Origin of the sequence: Secundilactobacillus paracollinoides DSM 15502 = JCM 11969 (genome assembly GCF_001311135.1) — a bacterium.
Classification (GTDB): Bacteria; Bacillota; Bacilli; order Lactobacillales; family Lactobacillaceae; genus Secundilactobacillus; species Secundilactobacillus paracollinoides.
This window is the reverse complement of the sequence record NZ_BBAG01000019.1, coordinates 17,606-32,509: the sequence shown is the minus strand read 5'-3', so window position 1 is coordinate 32,509 and position 14,904 is coordinate 17,606. Positions and strand designations below refer to the sequence as shown.

Sequence of the window (14,904 nt, the reverse complement as noted above, 5' to 3'; positions counted from 1 at the left end):
TGCTTCCACACTCTAATACCATCCATTAGCTTCCCAGAAAGACTTCGCTGCTGACCATGAACCGTACCGTGATGAGACGTACTGGTTGGCAACCTTTTCCTGGTTAGCTGCTGAATAGTCACCGTTCAAGTATGACGCACTTAATTGATACTTCCCAATGTATGAGCCATTGGTTGCTGTGTATGAACCGCCTGATTCCTTGTTTGCGATCCACGCCTTTGCAGAAGCATCTGAGCTAGACGTTGACGATGATGATGACGTCGTTGTGTTGCTTGAAGTGGTCGTGCTTGGCATGTAGTTGCTGGTTGTTGACGTTGTCCCAGTAGTTGAGCCAGTATAACCGGTCGTTGACTGGGTGCTATTACTATAGTTAGCACTGTTGTTAACAGTAGCTGACTGGGTGCTGTACGTGTTTGATGACGTTGTGCCATCAGGAATGGTTAACACTTCGCCAACATAGATCATGTGGTTTGAAATGCTGTTTGCCGTTTCGATCGCGTTGATCGTTGAATTGTTGTCCTGAGCAATCTGCCATACAGAATCACCGGACTTAACAGTAACCCGTGTATCAGCGCTTGCTGTGGTTGCGTTGAACCCAAGCCCTGCTGCGAAAATTGCCGTTGCACCTAGTGTTGCCAGTAATAATTTTTTCATGTAAGTTGAAAACTCCTTTTGTTTAATTGATGATGCCTATACTACAGACCCAACGTTACAGGCAAATATGTATGGTATTACAGTTCAACCGCAACCATTTCAAGAAATCTTCAAACTGTCATAATTTGTCATAAATTAACGGCAAAATGACTAGATAAATCGTTTTAATTGCACAAATACCGCTATTTCGTCCTATATTTCATAAAATTAAGGATTTGATTAGTTTTTCATCCGTTTTAATGAATCCTAATACGCAACATCTGACTAAATTCTGTTTGACAATGCCCATTGGACTGCGGTTTATGTCAGTGACTAACCTTCTCATGATTACCTAAAAAATAGGTTTGGATAACGAATCACTGCAATAAAAATCGCCAACTTAACGATTAAGTCGACGATCAAGTTGCTTCAAATATGAGTGGCAGAATCCAATTTGGACCGCTAGAACAAGCTACGCCAGTGTTTTTTCAAGAAATAAAGTTCCAACAACAGGGTTATACCGATAGGCTTCGATTGCGTGGAAGCCGAGTGCCCGATAGATCTTCTGAGCACCAGTCATTGTTGGTAAGGTATCCAACCGGATACGTTGATACCCCTTATCAGTCGCAATCGCAATGATGCGTTCGACCAGCTCTGCGCCAAGTCCGAATTGTCGAAAATTGGGATCAACGTAGAGCCGTTTTAACTCGGCAACGCCTTCCGAAAATTCGTGAACAGCCACCACGCCAGCCGGTTGACCGTCAATCTCCGCAATCAACAATGCGCCTTTTGGACCATTATAGCGGGTATCAAGGCTCGCAATTTCTTCTTGAAAATTCTGAAACGACAGGTCCAGATTGAGTGTTTTGGAATACGCTAAGGTCAATTTTTTAGCAATTTCAAACTCAGTTGCTGTCCTGGCTTGTATGTAGGTAATCTGTTTGGTCATTTGTCATCCTTCTTTGAGGTCAAGTGATCCTGTTTTGATAACCACTTGGCCGTTTTAGTTGATACTAATGTTGCTAATTCCTCATCCGTTGTCCCTAACTTATGGAGGATTGCCAACGTCACCAATAGCACGTCCGTCAATTCTTCCTTGGTATTCGCAGTCGTGAGCTGCTTATACCCACTGCCAGACGCATGCTGGCTTGATAGGTAAGCCTGACTGGATTCGCCAACTTCTTCCATTAATTTCAAGAACTGTTGGGACACCGTTTTAGGTTCCTGTTCAGCGGCTAACCGAATTTGTTTCATTAAATCTGACACATCGTCACCTCCTTGGTTACCCTCAACTATACCATGCTAGGTCGACGAATCTATCGGTCTTACGAAAATGATTGCACGATGTGTGACCATCCAGCCACGCCGACAGAACAGCCGCCTTGCTGTTTATATACAATTATAGTCACATTTTGTTTAATAAATCTTTTATTTCTTAGCGAGTTGATGTTGTTATCCCTATCGTTCTATGGTACGCTTTGGGCATATTAAGGGGCTTCATAGGGAGGAAAATTATGAAAATGCACCGTTTATTAAAGGGTATTGCCGCTGTTCTTGTCACTATCGGGATTGGCGCCACAGTTCTGCATCAGCCAGCAACTGCACACGCCTCATCCGTCTTTTCAAAAACGGATGTTAAGGGACCCACAGGTTATTTCAAAAGCGACAAAGCAGGGTTTGCCTTTAGGTGGGCTAATGTGAAAGTTAAATCCGGTACTGCCCGCGTGATCATTATGGGCGACTTTAAGGCCCCTCAAGTTGCGGTCATGTTGCCAACGAAAAATACAATCACAAATAATCGAACGAAATTCACTGCGCGTTTCCACACGCTCTCTAGCGCTGGTAAGGTTGGGACAAAGAACTACTATCTTTACCTTAATAAGAAGAGCAGCACCACGTATACCGCAAAACTGACCAACTACCGTAACGGCCGGGCAGTCAGCACAAAGGGAACCACGTATACGTTCACAAGAACGACGAAAAATCCCGCATCAACTTATGCAACCAAGTTTACAAAACCGACGATCACTAAGGTCTTTACAACGGCAGCAAACACCGAAGCTAAGGCACAAAAGACTGATATTACGGACTCTGATTACCAAGCAGCGCTTAAAAAGGCAGCCAACACATATGCCACAAAGGTTGCTAAGCAGGTTGTCACCGCCTTTGATCTGAAATAAGCATCACGATGAAAACGTCCAGCCAGGGGCGTTTTTTATTGCTTTGAAAAATACGCAGCAATGATAATTTGCAACATTATAGTTATTAATGTCCCGTATCTTAAGTTTGGGTTAAATTATTTCGCAACGCAACTATTGCGCTAGTCAAGCATTCGAATAAGTCTTATAATGATAGTCTGGAATTGTTATAGGTTAACTACTGTCTGTAACTGCGGTCGATATTTACGCCCTAAATGTCGGAACCGCTGGCGTTCATTAGCTAAGGAGTGAACATTTTGAGTCAAAGAATGATCGATATGTCCGGTCACCGAATCGGACGTTTGGTCGTGATCAAACGAGCTGGTAAGTTAAGTAACGGGAACATCACCTGGTATTGTCAGTGTGACTGCGGGAATAAATGTGTTGTTGACGGGCACCTGTTACGTACCGGACGCACCCTTAGTTGTGGGTGTATCCGCAAGCAGCGTTCCCGGGAACTTATTCGTAATAATACAAAAACACGACAATTTATCGGCAACTGGAAGCCATTAGAAAAAACGTGGCATCCCCGTGCGACCGACCGCCGCAAGAATAACAGCAGCGGCATTACCGGCGTCAGCTATGACCAAAAACAAGACCGTTGGATCGCCCGGATCTACTTTAAGGGCCGCTACGTCCTCAATAAGACTTTTGATAACAAAGCCAATGCCGTCGAAGCACGACGACAAGCAGAATTACGCTACCTGACCCCTCAAGAGCAGGTGGCTCAGCACTAAGTAAAAAGGCCCTACGAACATCACTGTTCGCAGGGTCTTTTTGATACTATGCTTCGGTCGTGATTGGCTCAAAGTTCAAATAACCGCCGTGGTCTTCATGCAGTAAGGCAACATCCTCACCAGCCGCTTGACGCTCATGAACCCTGTGTTCGCCCCATTCAGCCATATCAACGAGCAGTTGCCGCAGGGTCCGGCCATCATCCGTCAGGGCATACTCCACCTTGGGTGGCACCTGAGAGTACACTTTCCGACTGATGATCTTATCCGCCTCGAGTTCACGCAGTTGTTGTGTCAACATCTTCGAGGTGATGTTCGGCAAATTGCGTTTCAATTCCCCGGTGCGAATGGGGCCATTGCCGAGATAGCACAAAATCATCGGTTTCCATTTGCCACCAATGACTTCCAACGTTGCTTCAACACCAATGCGATAATTTTTTTCATGACCTGCCTCCTCCAATCCCTGATATGAGTCATTAGTTACTTTTTGGGTACTATCGCACTAAATAGTACGTACTTGTTTGTTATTGTGTAGCCACTATACTAACACTTGCATCACCAAAATAACAAGTGGAGAGGTAATGACGATGACAACTAACCAATTTTTATCCTCGTTTCAATTTAACAACGGTCTCACACTGAAGAACCGGGTCGTGATGTCGCCCATGACGACCATGACCAGTTTCTATAACGGGATGGTCACCAGCGATGAGCTGAACTACTACGCTGCCCGGGCTGCCGGACCAGGAATGGTCATTACCGCGGTGGCAAACGTTGCCGATTCTGGCAAGGGCTTCGAAGGCGAACTCTCAGTTGCGAGCGATGATATGATTCCTGGCCTGACCAAGCTTGCCCGCACCCTGCACCAAAACGGTACCAAGGCCATTATGCAGATTTTTCACGCCGGCAGAAAGTCGAACCACCATATTCTCCGTGGTGACCAGCCAGTGAGTGCCAGTGCGGTAGCAGCCGTTTACCCACCCGACTCTGAAACACCCCGTGCTCTCACTGAAGACGAGATCCAGCAATTGATCGTCGACTTTGGCGAGGCAACTCGCCGCGCCATTGCAGCCGGGTTTGACGGCGTTGAATTACACGGTGCCAACACCTATCTGTTACAGCAGTTCTTCTCACCTAACTCAAACCAGCGCACAGACAACTGGGGTGGTTCGCGTGAGAAACGCATGAATTTTGCGTTGGCAGTGATCGATGCCGCAAAGTCAGCAATTAAGAAATACGCCGACCGACCATTCTTGCTAGGCTACCGAATCTCGCCAGAGGAAATTGAGAATCCTGGCATCCGCTTGAAGATTCCCTGTATTTCGTCGATCAGGTCAAGGACAAGATCGATTACCTGCACCTTTCAATGGGGAACTATAAGCGGACGTCGTTGAACGATAAGACCAATACAAAAACACTCCTGTCGCAATTTGCTGCTCATACTAATGGCACCATTCCGCTGATCGGTATCGGTTCGGTTGAAACGCCGGCAGATGCCAATGCAGTGTTAGCTGACGGTGGCGACCTCGTTGCTATTGGCCGTGAATTGCTTCGTGAGCCGCAGTGGGTGCAAAAAGTGGCCAGCGGTGACGCCGCTAGTTTGCGCTTTGAGATCAGTCCAAACGACATGGATGAGCTGGCAATTCCGAGTGTCATGCAGACTTACCTGAAAACGTCCTTCCATGATGTCATGCACTTTAGTAATGATGCAAATAAGGCCCAGGATTACCAGAACACCATGGCACCAATGGAGGGTTTTGAAAAGAAGCTGTAAAGTAATCGATTTACCCAGGTTGTGATTCCTGATCACCCATCATTCACGATACACCCCCATTCATATGAAAGGGATGACCAAGCAACTAATGGTCATCCCTTTTACTTTCTAAAAAAATAAGTGGCACTGTGGAAAAATAACCGTTCAAAAAAGTCAGTCAATCAAAAGCCGGCCTCACAAAAATGGAACCGGATACCTGAAAACGATCTTTCCTTGATCAGTGCCATCACAACCCACTAGTCAACACATTAGGGCATGACCCTTTCTTGAATTTCGACCCAGTTCTCTCTATAATGAGTGATTAGCGTATAAATTTAAAGAATGTGACGCAGTCCTGCCCGATTACACAGGGCCGCGTCAAAGGATGTTGAACTTATGTTAAAGGAACACGAAAATCTAACAATGGCCATTTCGACTGTTGTGTTGGGGGTCGTCGTTGGGGCGGGTTCCCTTTGTCTGGGATTATTTTTAAATGTGATTGAACGACTGTTTTTGAGTTTTAATGAAAACGAATTTCATCCCTATTCCTGGTTAGTCTCACCGACTCACCGGCTGCTATCCGTCTTCATTGGCGGCATCATCGCGGCTATCGTTTGGTGGCTGATGCGCACTCGGATGCGCCCAACTGTTAGCCTTGCAAAGGGTGTTGACGGTGAAGACATGCCGGTGTGGACAACGATCGTTCACGTCATGACGCAGATCTTCTACGTCGCCACTGGTGGCTCAGTTGGCCGTGAACTGGCACCACGAGAATTAGGTGCCATGATCTCTCAAACTTGGCAACGCTTCTTAAAGCGCGTGTACAAGGTCGAGTTGACCGAGGACGATCGGCGGTTGCTGGTTGCGGCTGCAGCTGGTGCCGGATTTGCCGGAGTCTACATCGCCCCAATTACCGGGGCACTGTTTTGCCTGGAAATTCTCTACAAAAAAATCACGAAACGTGCCGTAATGGTTAGTCTGACCATGTCTGTCATCGCGATGTTAATGGGCGCAATCCTCAAAGGGTTTCGGCCTTACTACGCCGTTGGAACCGGCGATTTCACGCTGAAATCTGTTGTTCTGGTTCTTGTCATCGGCCCCATTAGTGGTCTTGCCGGTGCCTACTTCCGAAAGGGCTTCAAGTGGGCCGGCGCCAAGCAGACTCGAAACAACAATCTTTTGTGGCAATTGCCGCTCATGGGGTTGATTACCGGTCTGATTGCCATGCATTACCCAGAGATCATGGGGAATGGCCGAGCATTAGCGCAGACTGCACTAGACAACAAATCAGCAAGTTTGATTTGGATCTTCTTACTAGGTGCCCTCGCGAAGGCACTGGTGACGACGTTTACGTTGCGCGCAGGCGCTGCCGGTGGGACGCTGACCCCATCAATTTCAGTTGGTGCAGTCATTGGAACCGCCATTGGCTTTTGCGCAAGCCTCTTTATTCCTGGCGTCTCCATCTGGCAATGTGGCGTCTTAGGCGCAAGTTCCCTGCTTGCCTCATCACAACAGGCGCCGTTAATGGCCCTCTTCATGTTGTTTGAAGTCAGTCATTTGAATTACTCAGCACTGTTGCCGCTCGCCATTGGCGTCAGTCTGGCGATGCTGGTATCGACTTGGGTTTTGAAACCTGCTAAAGATTAAGCAATCTAAAAATGACCTTAGTAGCAACTGCTACCAAGGTCATTTTTATTATCCTAGATCCACGCCACCGTCAATCCGTAATACCTGACCGGTGATAAACGCATTATCCATTAAGTAGAGATACCCAGACGCAACTTCTTCTGGTTTTGAGACCCGTTGAAGCGGCACACCCTGTGCAAAGGCGGTCTCTTGGGCCTGCTTATCTTCAGCTGACATATCACGCCACAACCCCGTTGGCGTCCAGGTTGGTGACACAGCGTTAACACGGTAATCAGGTGCCAGCTCAACTGCCAGTCCTTCAACCATTAAATTAATGTCGTGGTTCCCAATGATTGCGCCAGACGCCGTTGCTGGAGAGCCGCCCGACCCCGACGTAAAGATCATTGAGCCACCAGGGTTGAGATGCTTGCTGGCCGTTTGTGCGACCCGTAAATTATCGAAAAATTTGGCTTCAACGGCCGTCCGAATGTCAGCCAGCGAATTATCCAGGAATCCACCGCCCATTGCACCACCCAGCATCGAAACAACGTGGTCGAACCGTTCTGGCTGGTCAAATAGTTGCGCAAGATCTGCCGGTTTCGTGGCGTCGAGCGTTAACCCGCGAACCTGCGTGAACATATTCTGCAACTGTTCTACAGCTTGGTTCACGCGGTCAACATGGCGGCCAACAATCGTCACATCTGCCTTTTGAAGCACCGCCTGGCGGGCGACGGCCAGTCCAAAGCCTGAAGTTCCGCCAATAATCAAAATATGTTTGCCTGTTAAAGTCACCCAATCATCCTTTCAGTCTGTGCTCAGTTGTGTGTTGATGCACCTGACTCTAAGTTACCATTAGGGTTTTGGAAAATGCAACCATTTTGTAGAGAGTGAAAGAAAACGTTTATGTGCAACATTCTGCTTTCTGTAGGGTCTTTCCATTACTGGGTGATAGTCCGTTACATTCCGCAATTTGGCACTTCGTGTGGTGGCTCGAGACACAGCTCCGTGCCAAATTGCTGCATTCCACTGATGCTGAACTATATTTTTACCACTGGTTAAGCATCATAATGGCGTTAAAACTAGTTTGCAGAGAACCCGCTCTCGACTGCAGGCAAGACCCTTGACAGTAATACTTCTCACAATGTGCTAGTGACACTAACGATTGATTAACAGGCTTCGTAACAACATTTATGAAGTCTTACCTTCAATGTTAATATGACAAGTTTTGTAGCGTAGTGGAGCCGTTCGGCATTGCAGGCTGTGGTGTCGGTATTAGTTAGCGACCGTACTTTGGTCGGTTACTAATACCGACACCACAGCCTGCAGGGCCGAATGGCGCAACGAAGCGACATGACAACACTATTGAATCACAAGGTCTTTTCTGTAATTCGTTAGTCTACGTCATCAAAAAAAACGGTCAGATAACCTCAATCCAACGCATCCCGCGCCCCGCGTGGAATTTGCGTTAACTTAACCCGTTCATAGCTTTTAACACCCTTACTAGCCGACCAAAGCACCTTGACATAGTGGCCCTTGGTAAACCTAACACCGGCCATTGAATGAACCGTCAACGCCTTGCCCTTTCCGGCTTTGTCATACCCCGTCATTTTATAAACATAGACGGTCCCCATATTTTTCCCATTATCAGACTTCTCTGTGTAAGACCTGTCCAGTTTGCCGACCTGGGCAAAATACGTCTGCCCATGGACCTTTGAATAGCCTAAAATTGCAGTCGGCACGATAATCATCACCGCAATGACTAACCACACCCAAGTTTTTTTCTTCATGCTCGGATCCTCCAAATAGTTGGTTAATTACTTGACTAACTAACTATATAACACGAAGGACTGTTTTGCAATTAAAAAGTAACTAAAAAAGCCAAGACCTTATCCGTCCTGACTTTTTTTAAAGATAGTTTAGTTTCGCTATTCAATAAGCATTAACCCATCCGTATCTAAAATCTCAACCGTACTGCGCCCTGACTGACTGATCAGGTGCTGGTTCGAAAACTGGGTCAATTTGCGACTGATTGTTTCTGGTGAAGTCCCCAAATACGCCGCCAAATCTTTTTTAGCAAGGGGCAACTTAAACGTGGTTTCGCCTAATTCAGAGCTCGTATCAACCAAATAGTTGGCTAACCGTTCACCTACACTCGTCGTTAACGTTGCTGCTGCTTGTGATTCCAGCGCCGCCACACGAGTTCCCAGGGCATTAAGCATGTTTAACGCAACCGACTGAGAAGCCTGCAGCAGTTGCTGAAACGCTGTTCGTGAAATCATGCAGGCCTGCGTGTCGACCATGGCCTGAGCGCTTGTCTCTCGGCCGCTACCGGTAAACAAGACTGCTTCGCCATCAAAGTCACCGGTTGACAGGACGCGGATCAATTGTTCGCGCCCGCTTGCCGTTGTTTGTGTCACCTTGACCTGGCCCTGGGCAACGATGATCAGCGATTGGGCGTCGTCGCCAGCCATGAACAAATAATCCCCCTTTTTGAAAGTCCGTTCCTGAACCAAGTCTGCGATGGCTTGGGTCGTTGCTGAATCTAATTTTTGAAAAATGGGTACTAGTTGCACACAGGCAACTGCATCATGGTGTGCCATACGACCGCCTCCTTTGGCCTTTAATTTACCCTTAGTGTACCAGAATTTTGCTTGGTTTCCTTGACCGATGTCAAGTTAGCACAATTCGTTTAAATCACCTATACCAATCGTATTATAATTCTTTATGCGACACCGCGTTCAAAATCGGTCTCAAGTTCATTTCAACCTGATACAACCACCCCTGTTGTCTCTTCTGCAAGAAACATCAAAATGTCCCACATCCCGCGTTAATTTGCTTGGTTTTCCCACCCGAACCAATTATAATGGTGACTGGTCGTTCAACCCGTCATGATTATCATTTAGAACCCCATCATGACCGGCTTTGACTCAAAAATACCTGACCAACTGGGGGAAGACCAATGACTGAACCAATTATTCGTCTTGAACACGTGATTAAACGTTATGATGAAACCGAAGTGCTTAAGGGCATTGATATTGAACTAGAACAAGGAAAATTTTACACGTTGCTGGGTCCTTCTGGGTGTGGAAAAACAACGATTCTGCGGATCATCGCAGGCTTTGAGGACGCTACCGAGGGCAATGTGCGCTTTAACGGCGACCGCATCAATGACCTCTCGGCTAACAAACGACAGGTCAACACCGTTTTCCAAAACTATGCGTTGTTTCCGCACATGAACGTGCACGATAACGTCTCCTTTGGACTGCGCCTGCAAAAGACATTTTCAAAGCAAGAAATTAACGAGAAGGTCACGCAAGCCCTGAATTCTGTGCGCCTTAAGGGGTTTGCCGACCGCCAAATCAGTGAATTATCTGGTGGGCAGCAGCAGCGGGTTGCCATCGCGCGGGCAATCGTGATGAACCCGAAGATCCTATTGTTGGACGAGCCGCTGTCAGCACTGGATGCCAAGCTTCGCCGCGACATGCAGTACGAGTTGCGCGACTTGCAGCAACGGCTTGGCATCACTTTTTTGTTTGTGACGCACGACCAGGAAGAAGCGTTGGCAATGAGTGATGAGATCTTCGTCATGAATGATGGCCGCGTCCTGCAGAGTGGGTCCCCTGTCGATATTTACGATGAACCGATCAACCACTTTGTTGCGGATTTAATTGGGGAATCCAATATTTTAAACGGCACCATGGTTAAGGACTACGAAGTTGCCTTTGTCGGCAAGACCTTTGAATGTGCTGATGCCGGCATGCGGCCAAACGAACCAGTCGAAATCGTTTTACGGCCGGAAGACCTGGACATTACGACGATCGATGCGGGCAAGCTAACCGTGACGATCGACAGTCAGCTCTTTCGTGGTGACTACTACGAAATCGTCGCAACCGATGCCGACCACAACGAATGGCTGGTGCACGCCACCAATCCATCCGAAGAAGGCCAACGGGTGGGGCTGACCTTTGACCCCTACGATATTCACGTCATGCGGCTGCACGAGTCAGAGGCCGATTTTGACGCCCGGCTCGAAAAATATGAGGACGCGGAGGAGACGCAATCATGAACCGTCGACAATTTGCCAACTGGACATACTACGTCCCGTACGGCCTCTGGATCGGCCTCTTTGTCATCGCGCCGGTTGGCCTGATCATCTACCAGTCGTTTTTAAACTTAAACAATCACTTTACCCTGCAAAATTACGCGACCTATTTTAAGTCCAGTACGTATCTCATGATGACGGTCAATTCACTATGGTGGGCCTTTTTAATTACGGTGTTTACGCTGCTGATCAGTTATCCGGCAGCGTACTACATTCACCAACTCAAACATCGCCAGCTATGGATCTTACTCACTATTTTACCGACCTGGATCAACCTGTTACTTAAGGCTTACGCATTTATCGGGATTTTCAGCCAGTCGGGGATCGCCAACCAGTTCCTAGGCTTGTTTGGCATCGCGCCGCAACAGATATTATTTACCAACTTCAGTTTTGTGTTCGTGGCGACCTACATTCAGATTCCGTTCATGATCCTGCCAATTTACAACGCCATTGATGACCTGGATCTTTCCTACATCAACGCTAGCCGTGACCTAGGGGCGACCAACTGGCAGACGTTTACCAAGATCATTTGGCCCCTGACACTGCCTGGCGTTAAATCCGGCGTGCAGTCTGTGTTTATCCCGTCACTCTCCCTCTTTATGCTGACCCGATTGATTGGCGGCAACAAGGTCATCACCCTTGGGACTGCGATTGAAGAACACTTCCTCACGACGATGAATTGGGGCATGGGCTCAACAATCGGCGTCGTATTGATCGTTGCCATGGTCATCATGATGATTCTGACTGGTGAACGCCGCACGGATGGGAGGTTGTCACGATGACTCGAAAACGATTCCGGTGGTCCTATTTATACCTCATTTTAGTGTTCGCCATTCTCTACGCCCCAATACTCTTTTTGATCGTCTACTCCTTTAATTCCGGCAGTACCATGGACAGTTTTCAGGGACTGACGCTCGCACATTACAAAACGTTATTTGCTGACGACCGGCTGATTGCTATCGTGTTAAACACCGTCATTATTGCCCTGCTCTCAGCCAGTATCGCCACCGCGGCCGGCACATTTGGTGCACTTTGGATCCATCAGACCAGCCGACCCGTGTTTAAAAACACCCTTTTGTCGTTAAACAACATCCTGATGGTGTCTCCTGATGTGATCATCGGGGCCAGTTTCCTGATCTTCTTTACCACACTGAAGGTGCCTTTAGGCTTCATTTCAGTGCTATTAAGCCACGCTGCCTTTTCAATTCCCATCGTTGTCTTGATGGTCCTTCCGCGGCTCAAGGAACTGAACACGAGTATGCTGGACGCGGCGGCAGATCTTGGTGCCACCCAGCGTCAAATCCTCAGTAACGTGGTGATTCCGTTTATCACGCCAGGCATCTTTGCCGGTTTCTTTATGGCGCTGACCTACTCGCTGGATGATTTTGCGGTCACCTTCTTCGTGACTGGGAACGGGTTTTCCACCCTATCTGTTGAAATTTATTCGCGGGCACGCCAAGGCATCAACCTTGAGATCAACGCGCTGTCCGGCCTGATTTTCCTCATTACGCTGGTGCTTATCGTGGGATACTACCTCATGCAGCAGGCTGCGCAAAAACGGCAAGCACGGCAACGCCGACGGGCACGAAATGAGGTGGCTGACTGATGAAGCGACTCGTGAGCTATCTCGTTTTGATTCTGGCGCTCTGCGGACTGCTTGGATTTGGCGTTCAGCGGTTAAATGCGAGTGACCATTCAAATGGCGGCAACAAGGTGCTCAACCTCTATAACTGGGGCGATTACATTGACCCAGCCCTCATCACAAAATTTGAAAAACAAACTGGTTATCACGTTAATATGGAAACCTTTGATTCAAACGAAGCGATGTACACCAAAATCAAGCAAGGCGGCACTGACTATGATTTGACTGTGCCAAGTGACTACATGATTGAAAAAATGCGGCTGCTCACCTGCTGGTCCCGCTGGATAAGTCAAAACTCCACGGGATGACCAACTTTGATCCCCGGCTGATGAATAAGCAATTCGACCCGCATAATCGCTATTCGATTCCCTATTTCTGGGGAACACTCGGCATCGTTTATAACGATAAATTTGTGAAGCCCGGGTCGCTTCAACACTGGAATCAACTGTGGTCGCCAAAGTACAAAAACAACATTATGTTAGTCGACTCCGCCCGCGATGTCTTAGGATTCGCGTTGGCGTCAAACGGACAATCGATGAACACCACTAATCTCAAAACATTGGAAGCGGCCAAGGACAAACTTGACCGGCTCAGTCCAAATGTCAAAGCCATCGTCGCAGATGAAATCAAAATGTACATGGCAGAAAACGAGGCAGCGGTTGCCGTCGATTGGTCGGGCGAAGCTTCAGAAATGATGGCCAACAATCGCCATTTACACTATGTTGTCCCTTCTGAAGGCAGCAATTTGTGGTTCGATAACTTGGTCATCCCCAAGACCGCCAAACACTACAAGGCAATCTACGCCTTCCTCAACTTCATGATGCAACCGAAAAACGCCGCCCAAAATGCTAAGTACGTCGGTTACGCAACCCCTAACAAGGCCGCCCAGCAACTGCTGCCTGCATCCGTCCGCAATGATCGGCAGTTCTATCCAGACGCAAAAACAATGGCTCATCTACAGATCTATCAGAATTTGTCACCTGAGATGGTTGGCAAGTATAACGATTTGTATTTGGAGTTTAAGATGCACCACTAAATACTGTTGGCTGATTTGATAGATGTGACTTGTCGCTCCGTTGCGCCGGCCGGCCCTGCAGGCTGTAGTGGGGTCGCGAGGAAGCTAACTTTTGCGTTGCAAAAGTGGATCTCCCTCACTCCCGCATGAGTAAATGACCAAAGAACGGTCATCAACTCATGCTTTCACTACTGCCTGCAATGCCGGCCGGCTCCACTACGCTACGATACTTGACATTGTTAACATAGATGGTAAATTTTCAAAAGTAGTGGCATAACCCCTGGTAACCAATCGTTACTGATGACTAACGTATTGTGAGAAGCATTGCTGTTAATAGCCCGACTAGCAGTCGAGGGCGAATTCTCCGAAAACTAGTTTTAACGCCACTGTGATGTTTAACTTGTGGTAATTAGCAAGTTCAATGTCAGTGGAATGTAGCAATTCGGCAGGTTGTCGTGGTGTCGACATCAGTTAGCGACCGTACTTTGGTCGGTTACTGATGTGCGAGACGACTGAGATCCACTCGAGAGCTGCGCAGCAGAAATCGAGTGGATCTCAGTCGCGAGCCACTACGACAACCTGCCGAATTGCGGAATGCAACGAACTACAACCAAGGCTTATCTAGCTTGCACCCTCACCTAAAATAGGACTAGAATAGGTTAGAGGTGATTTCATGGCACAATCTACAAATGAAAGAAAACATCAAGTTATCATTGATATGAATGACTTTTTATTAGAATATGCTGCTAAAAAATTAGGCAACAAAGATAACCTGGCTGAGATCGTATTCGAGGCTGGTAAGGACGACCTTAAGGGGCTTGATGACCTGTTTAAAGACCAGGCGAAGGCCGCCTGAAGTCCTACCAAGCAGTTGGTGAAGGCGCCATTTCAGATGAACCAGCGTGACGGATCAAGAAACCGCTGAGACTCGGTCTGAGGCACTCACCAAGGAAGCAATGGCCTACCTTGGTAAGCATCTGCAAGAGTTTGACTCTTGGAAAAACAACTAACTTGTCACTAAAAAACGACGGTGCAGTCGAATTGCAGCCGTCGTTTTTAATTGGCGTTTTTTATAACATTGTGAATTTATGTCAACCTTAAAAAATCATCATTGAGCGGCTTTTTAACCCTATCTTATTACTCTAGGATTCATGTGAATGGCGCTAATTCAACATTAATCGAACCCTAAAAAGACCTTTCG

Annotated in this window: 14 protein-coding genes and 2 pseudogenes; 9 read left to right on the top strand and 7 right to left on the bottom strand. The window is 47.5% G+C overall.

Annotated features, from left to right (window positions below; genetic code table 11):
* Positions 1 to 12: 12 nt before the first annotated feature.
* From apf to JCM11969_RS07895, 3 genes are all read right to left on the bottom strand, one after another.
* Positions 13 to 654: an aggregation-promoting factor gene (gene apf / locus JCM11969_RS07905; RefSeq protein WP_054710192.1), complete on the bottom strand. Its 642-nt coding sequence runs from the start codon at positions 652 to 654 to the stop codon at positions 13 to 15.
* 451 nt (positions 655 to 1,105) lie between these two features.
* A complete protein-coding gene (locus tag JCM11969_RS07900) occupies positions 1,106 to 1,582 on the bottom strand; it encodes a GNAT family N-acetyltransferase (protein ID WP_054710188.1) in 477 nt (158 codons plus the stop codon).
* Entirely contained in the window at positions 1,579 to 1,899 is a 321-nt protein-coding gene (locus JCM11969_RS07895; RefSeq protein WP_054710184.1) for a MazG-like family protein, read from the bottom strand. Before JCM11969_RS07895 ends, JCM11969_RS07900 begins: the two co-directional genes overlap by 4 nt.
* A gap of 248 nt (positions 1,900 to 2,147) precedes the next feature.
* Between JCM11969_RS07895 and JCM11969_RS07890 the strand changes: the two genes are divergently transcribed.
* Together JCM11969_RS07890 and JCM11969_RS07885 are read left to right on the top strand one after the other, a co-directional pair.
* Positions 2,148 to 2,813: a hypothetical protein gene (locus JCM11969_RS07890; protein ID WP_054710181.1), complete on the top strand. Its 666-nt coding sequence runs from the start codon at positions 2,148 to 2,150 to the stop codon at positions 2,811 to 2,813.
* Positions 2,814 to 3,088: 275 nt separating this feature from the next.
* Positions 3,089 to 3,568, top strand: coding sequence for an AP2 domain-containing protein (locus JCM11969_RS07885; protein WP_054710179.1), 480 nt, complete (start codon positions 3,089 to 3,091; stop codon positions 3,566 to 3,568).
* A gap of 46 nt (positions 3,569 to 3,614) precedes the next feature.
* Here JCM11969_RS07885 and JCM11969_RS07880 read toward each other — a convergent pair whose 3' ends face one another.
* On the bottom strand, positions 3,615 to 4,025 hold the full coding sequence (locus JCM11969_RS07880) for a winged helix-turn-helix transcriptional regulator (protein WP_054710176.1): 411 nt from the start codon (positions 4,023 to 4,025) through the stop codon (positions 3,615 to 3,617).
* 127 nt (positions 4,026 to 4,152) lie between these two features.
* On the opposite strand from JCM11969_RS07880, the pseudogene JCM11969_RS07875 reads away from it, so the two are divergent.
* Both JCM11969_RS07875 and JCM11969_RS07870 read left to right on the top strand, forming a co-directional pair.
* Positions 4,153 to 5,339 (top strand): annotated as a pseudogene (locus JCM11969_RS07875) (NADH-dependent flavin oxidoreductase).
* A gap of 375 nt (positions 5,340 to 5,714) precedes the next feature.
* A complete protein-coding gene (locus JCM11969_RS07870) occupies positions 5,715 to 6,965 on the top strand; it encodes a chloride channel protein (protein WP_054710173.1) in 1,251 nt (416 codons plus the stop codon).
* Between the two features lie 48 nt (positions 6,966 to 7,013).
* Here JCM11969_RS07870 and JCM11969_RS07865 read toward each other — a convergent pair whose 3' ends face one another.
* From JCM11969_RS07865 to JCM11969_RS07855, 3 genes are all read right to left on the bottom strand, one after another.
* Entirely contained in the window at positions 7,014 to 7,736 is a 723-nt protein-coding gene (locus JCM11969_RS07865) for an SDR family oxidoreductase (protein ID WP_054710171.1), read from the bottom strand.
* Between the two features lie 635 nt (positions 7,737 to 8,371).
* A complete protein-coding gene (locus tag JCM11969_RS07860; RefSeq protein ID WP_054710170.1) occupies positions 8,372 to 8,731 on the bottom strand; it encodes a YxeA family protein in 360 nt (119 codons plus the stop codon).
* A 138-nt stretch (positions 8,732 to 8,869) separates the two neighbouring features.
* Positions 8,870 to 9,544 (bottom strand): Crp/Fnr family transcriptional regulator, encoded by a 675-nt coding sequence (locus JCM11969_RS07855; RefSeq protein ID WP_054710168.1) that lies wholly within the window; start codon positions 9,542 to 9,544, stop codon positions 8,870 to 8,872.
* A gap of 359 nt (positions 9,545 to 9,903) precedes the next feature.
* Here JCM11969_RS07855 and JCM11969_RS07850 point away from each other — a divergent pair, with 359 nt between their 5' ends.
* The 5 genes and pseudogenes from JCM11969_RS07850 to JCM11969_RS18875 all read left to right on the top strand — a co-directional run bounded on the left by JCM11969_RS07850 (position 9,904) and on the right by JCM11969_RS18875 (position 14,559).
* Positions 9,904 to 11,010, top strand: coding sequence for an ABC transporter ATP-binding protein (locus JCM11969_RS07850; RefSeq protein WP_054710165.1), 1,107 nt, complete (start codon positions 9,904 to 9,906; stop codon positions 11,008 to 11,010).
* Positions 11,007 to 11,828, top strand: a complete 822-nt coding sequence (locus tag JCM11969_RS07845; RefSeq protein ID WP_054710163.1) for an ABC transporter permease — start codon at positions 11,007 to 11,009, stop codon at positions 11,826 to 11,828. The genes JCM11969_RS07850 and JCM11969_RS07845 overlap by 4 nt, the downstream gene beginning before the upstream one ends.
* Positions 11,825 to 12,652: an ABC transporter permease gene (locus JCM11969_RS07840; protein WP_054710161.1), complete on the top strand. Its 828-nt coding sequence runs from the start codon at positions 11,825 to 11,827 to the stop codon at positions 12,650 to 12,652. Before JCM11969_RS07845 ends, JCM11969_RS07840 begins: the two co-directional genes overlap by 4 nt.
* Positions 12,652 to 13,724: pseudogene (locus JCM11969_RS07835) on the top strand (ABC transporter substrate-binding protein). The gene JCM11969_RS07840 and the pseudogene JCM11969_RS07835 overlap by 1 nt, the downstream one beginning before the upstream one ends.
* Positions 13,725 to 14,376: 652 nt before the next feature.
* Complete coding sequence (locus tag JCM11969_RS18875) at positions 14,377 to 14,559, top strand: hypothetical protein (protein WP_054710158.1); 183 nt, start codon at positions 14,377 to 14,379, stop codon at positions 14,557 to 14,559.
* Positions 14,560 to 14,904: the final 345 nt, after the last annotated feature.

Coding starts and splice junctions, on each gene's coding strand:
- apf (WP_054710192.1), bottom strand. CDS start 654: ATGAAAAAATTATTACTGGCAACACTAGGTGCAACGGCAATTTTCGCA.
- JCM11969_RS07900 (WP_054710188.1), bottom strand. CDS start 1,582: ATGACCAAACAGATTACCTACATACAAGCCAGGACAGCAACTGAGTTT.
- JCM11969_RS07890 (WP_054710181.1), top strand. CDS start 2,148: ATGAAAATGCACCGTTTATTAAAGGGTATTGCCGCTGTTCTTGTCACT.
- JCM11969_RS07870 (WP_054710173.1), top strand. CDS start 5,715: ATGTTAAAGGAACACGAAAATCTAACAATGGCCATTTCGACTGTTGTG.
- JCM11969_RS07860 (WP_054710170.1), bottom strand. CDS start 8,731: ATGAAGAAAAAAACTTGGGTGTGGTTAGTCATTGCGGTGATGATTATC.
- JCM11969_RS07855 (WP_054710168.1), bottom strand. CDS start 9,544: ATGGCACACCATGATGCAGTTGCCTGTGTGCAACTAGTACCCATTTTT.
- JCM11969_RS07850 (WP_054710165.1), top strand. CDS start 9,904: ATGACTGAACCAATTATTCGTCTTGAACACGTGATTAAACGTTATGAT.
- JCM11969_RS07845 (WP_054710163.1), top strand. CDS start 11,007: ATGAACCGTCGACAATTTGCCAACTGGACATACTACGTCCCGTACGGC.
- JCM11969_RS07840 (WP_054710161.1), top strand. CDS start 11,825: ATGACTCGAAAACGATTCCGGTGGTCCTATTTATACCTCATTTTAGTG.
- JCM11969_RS18875 (WP_054710158.1), top strand. CDS start 14,377: ATGGCACAATCTACAAATGAAAGAAAACATCAAGTTATCATTGATATG.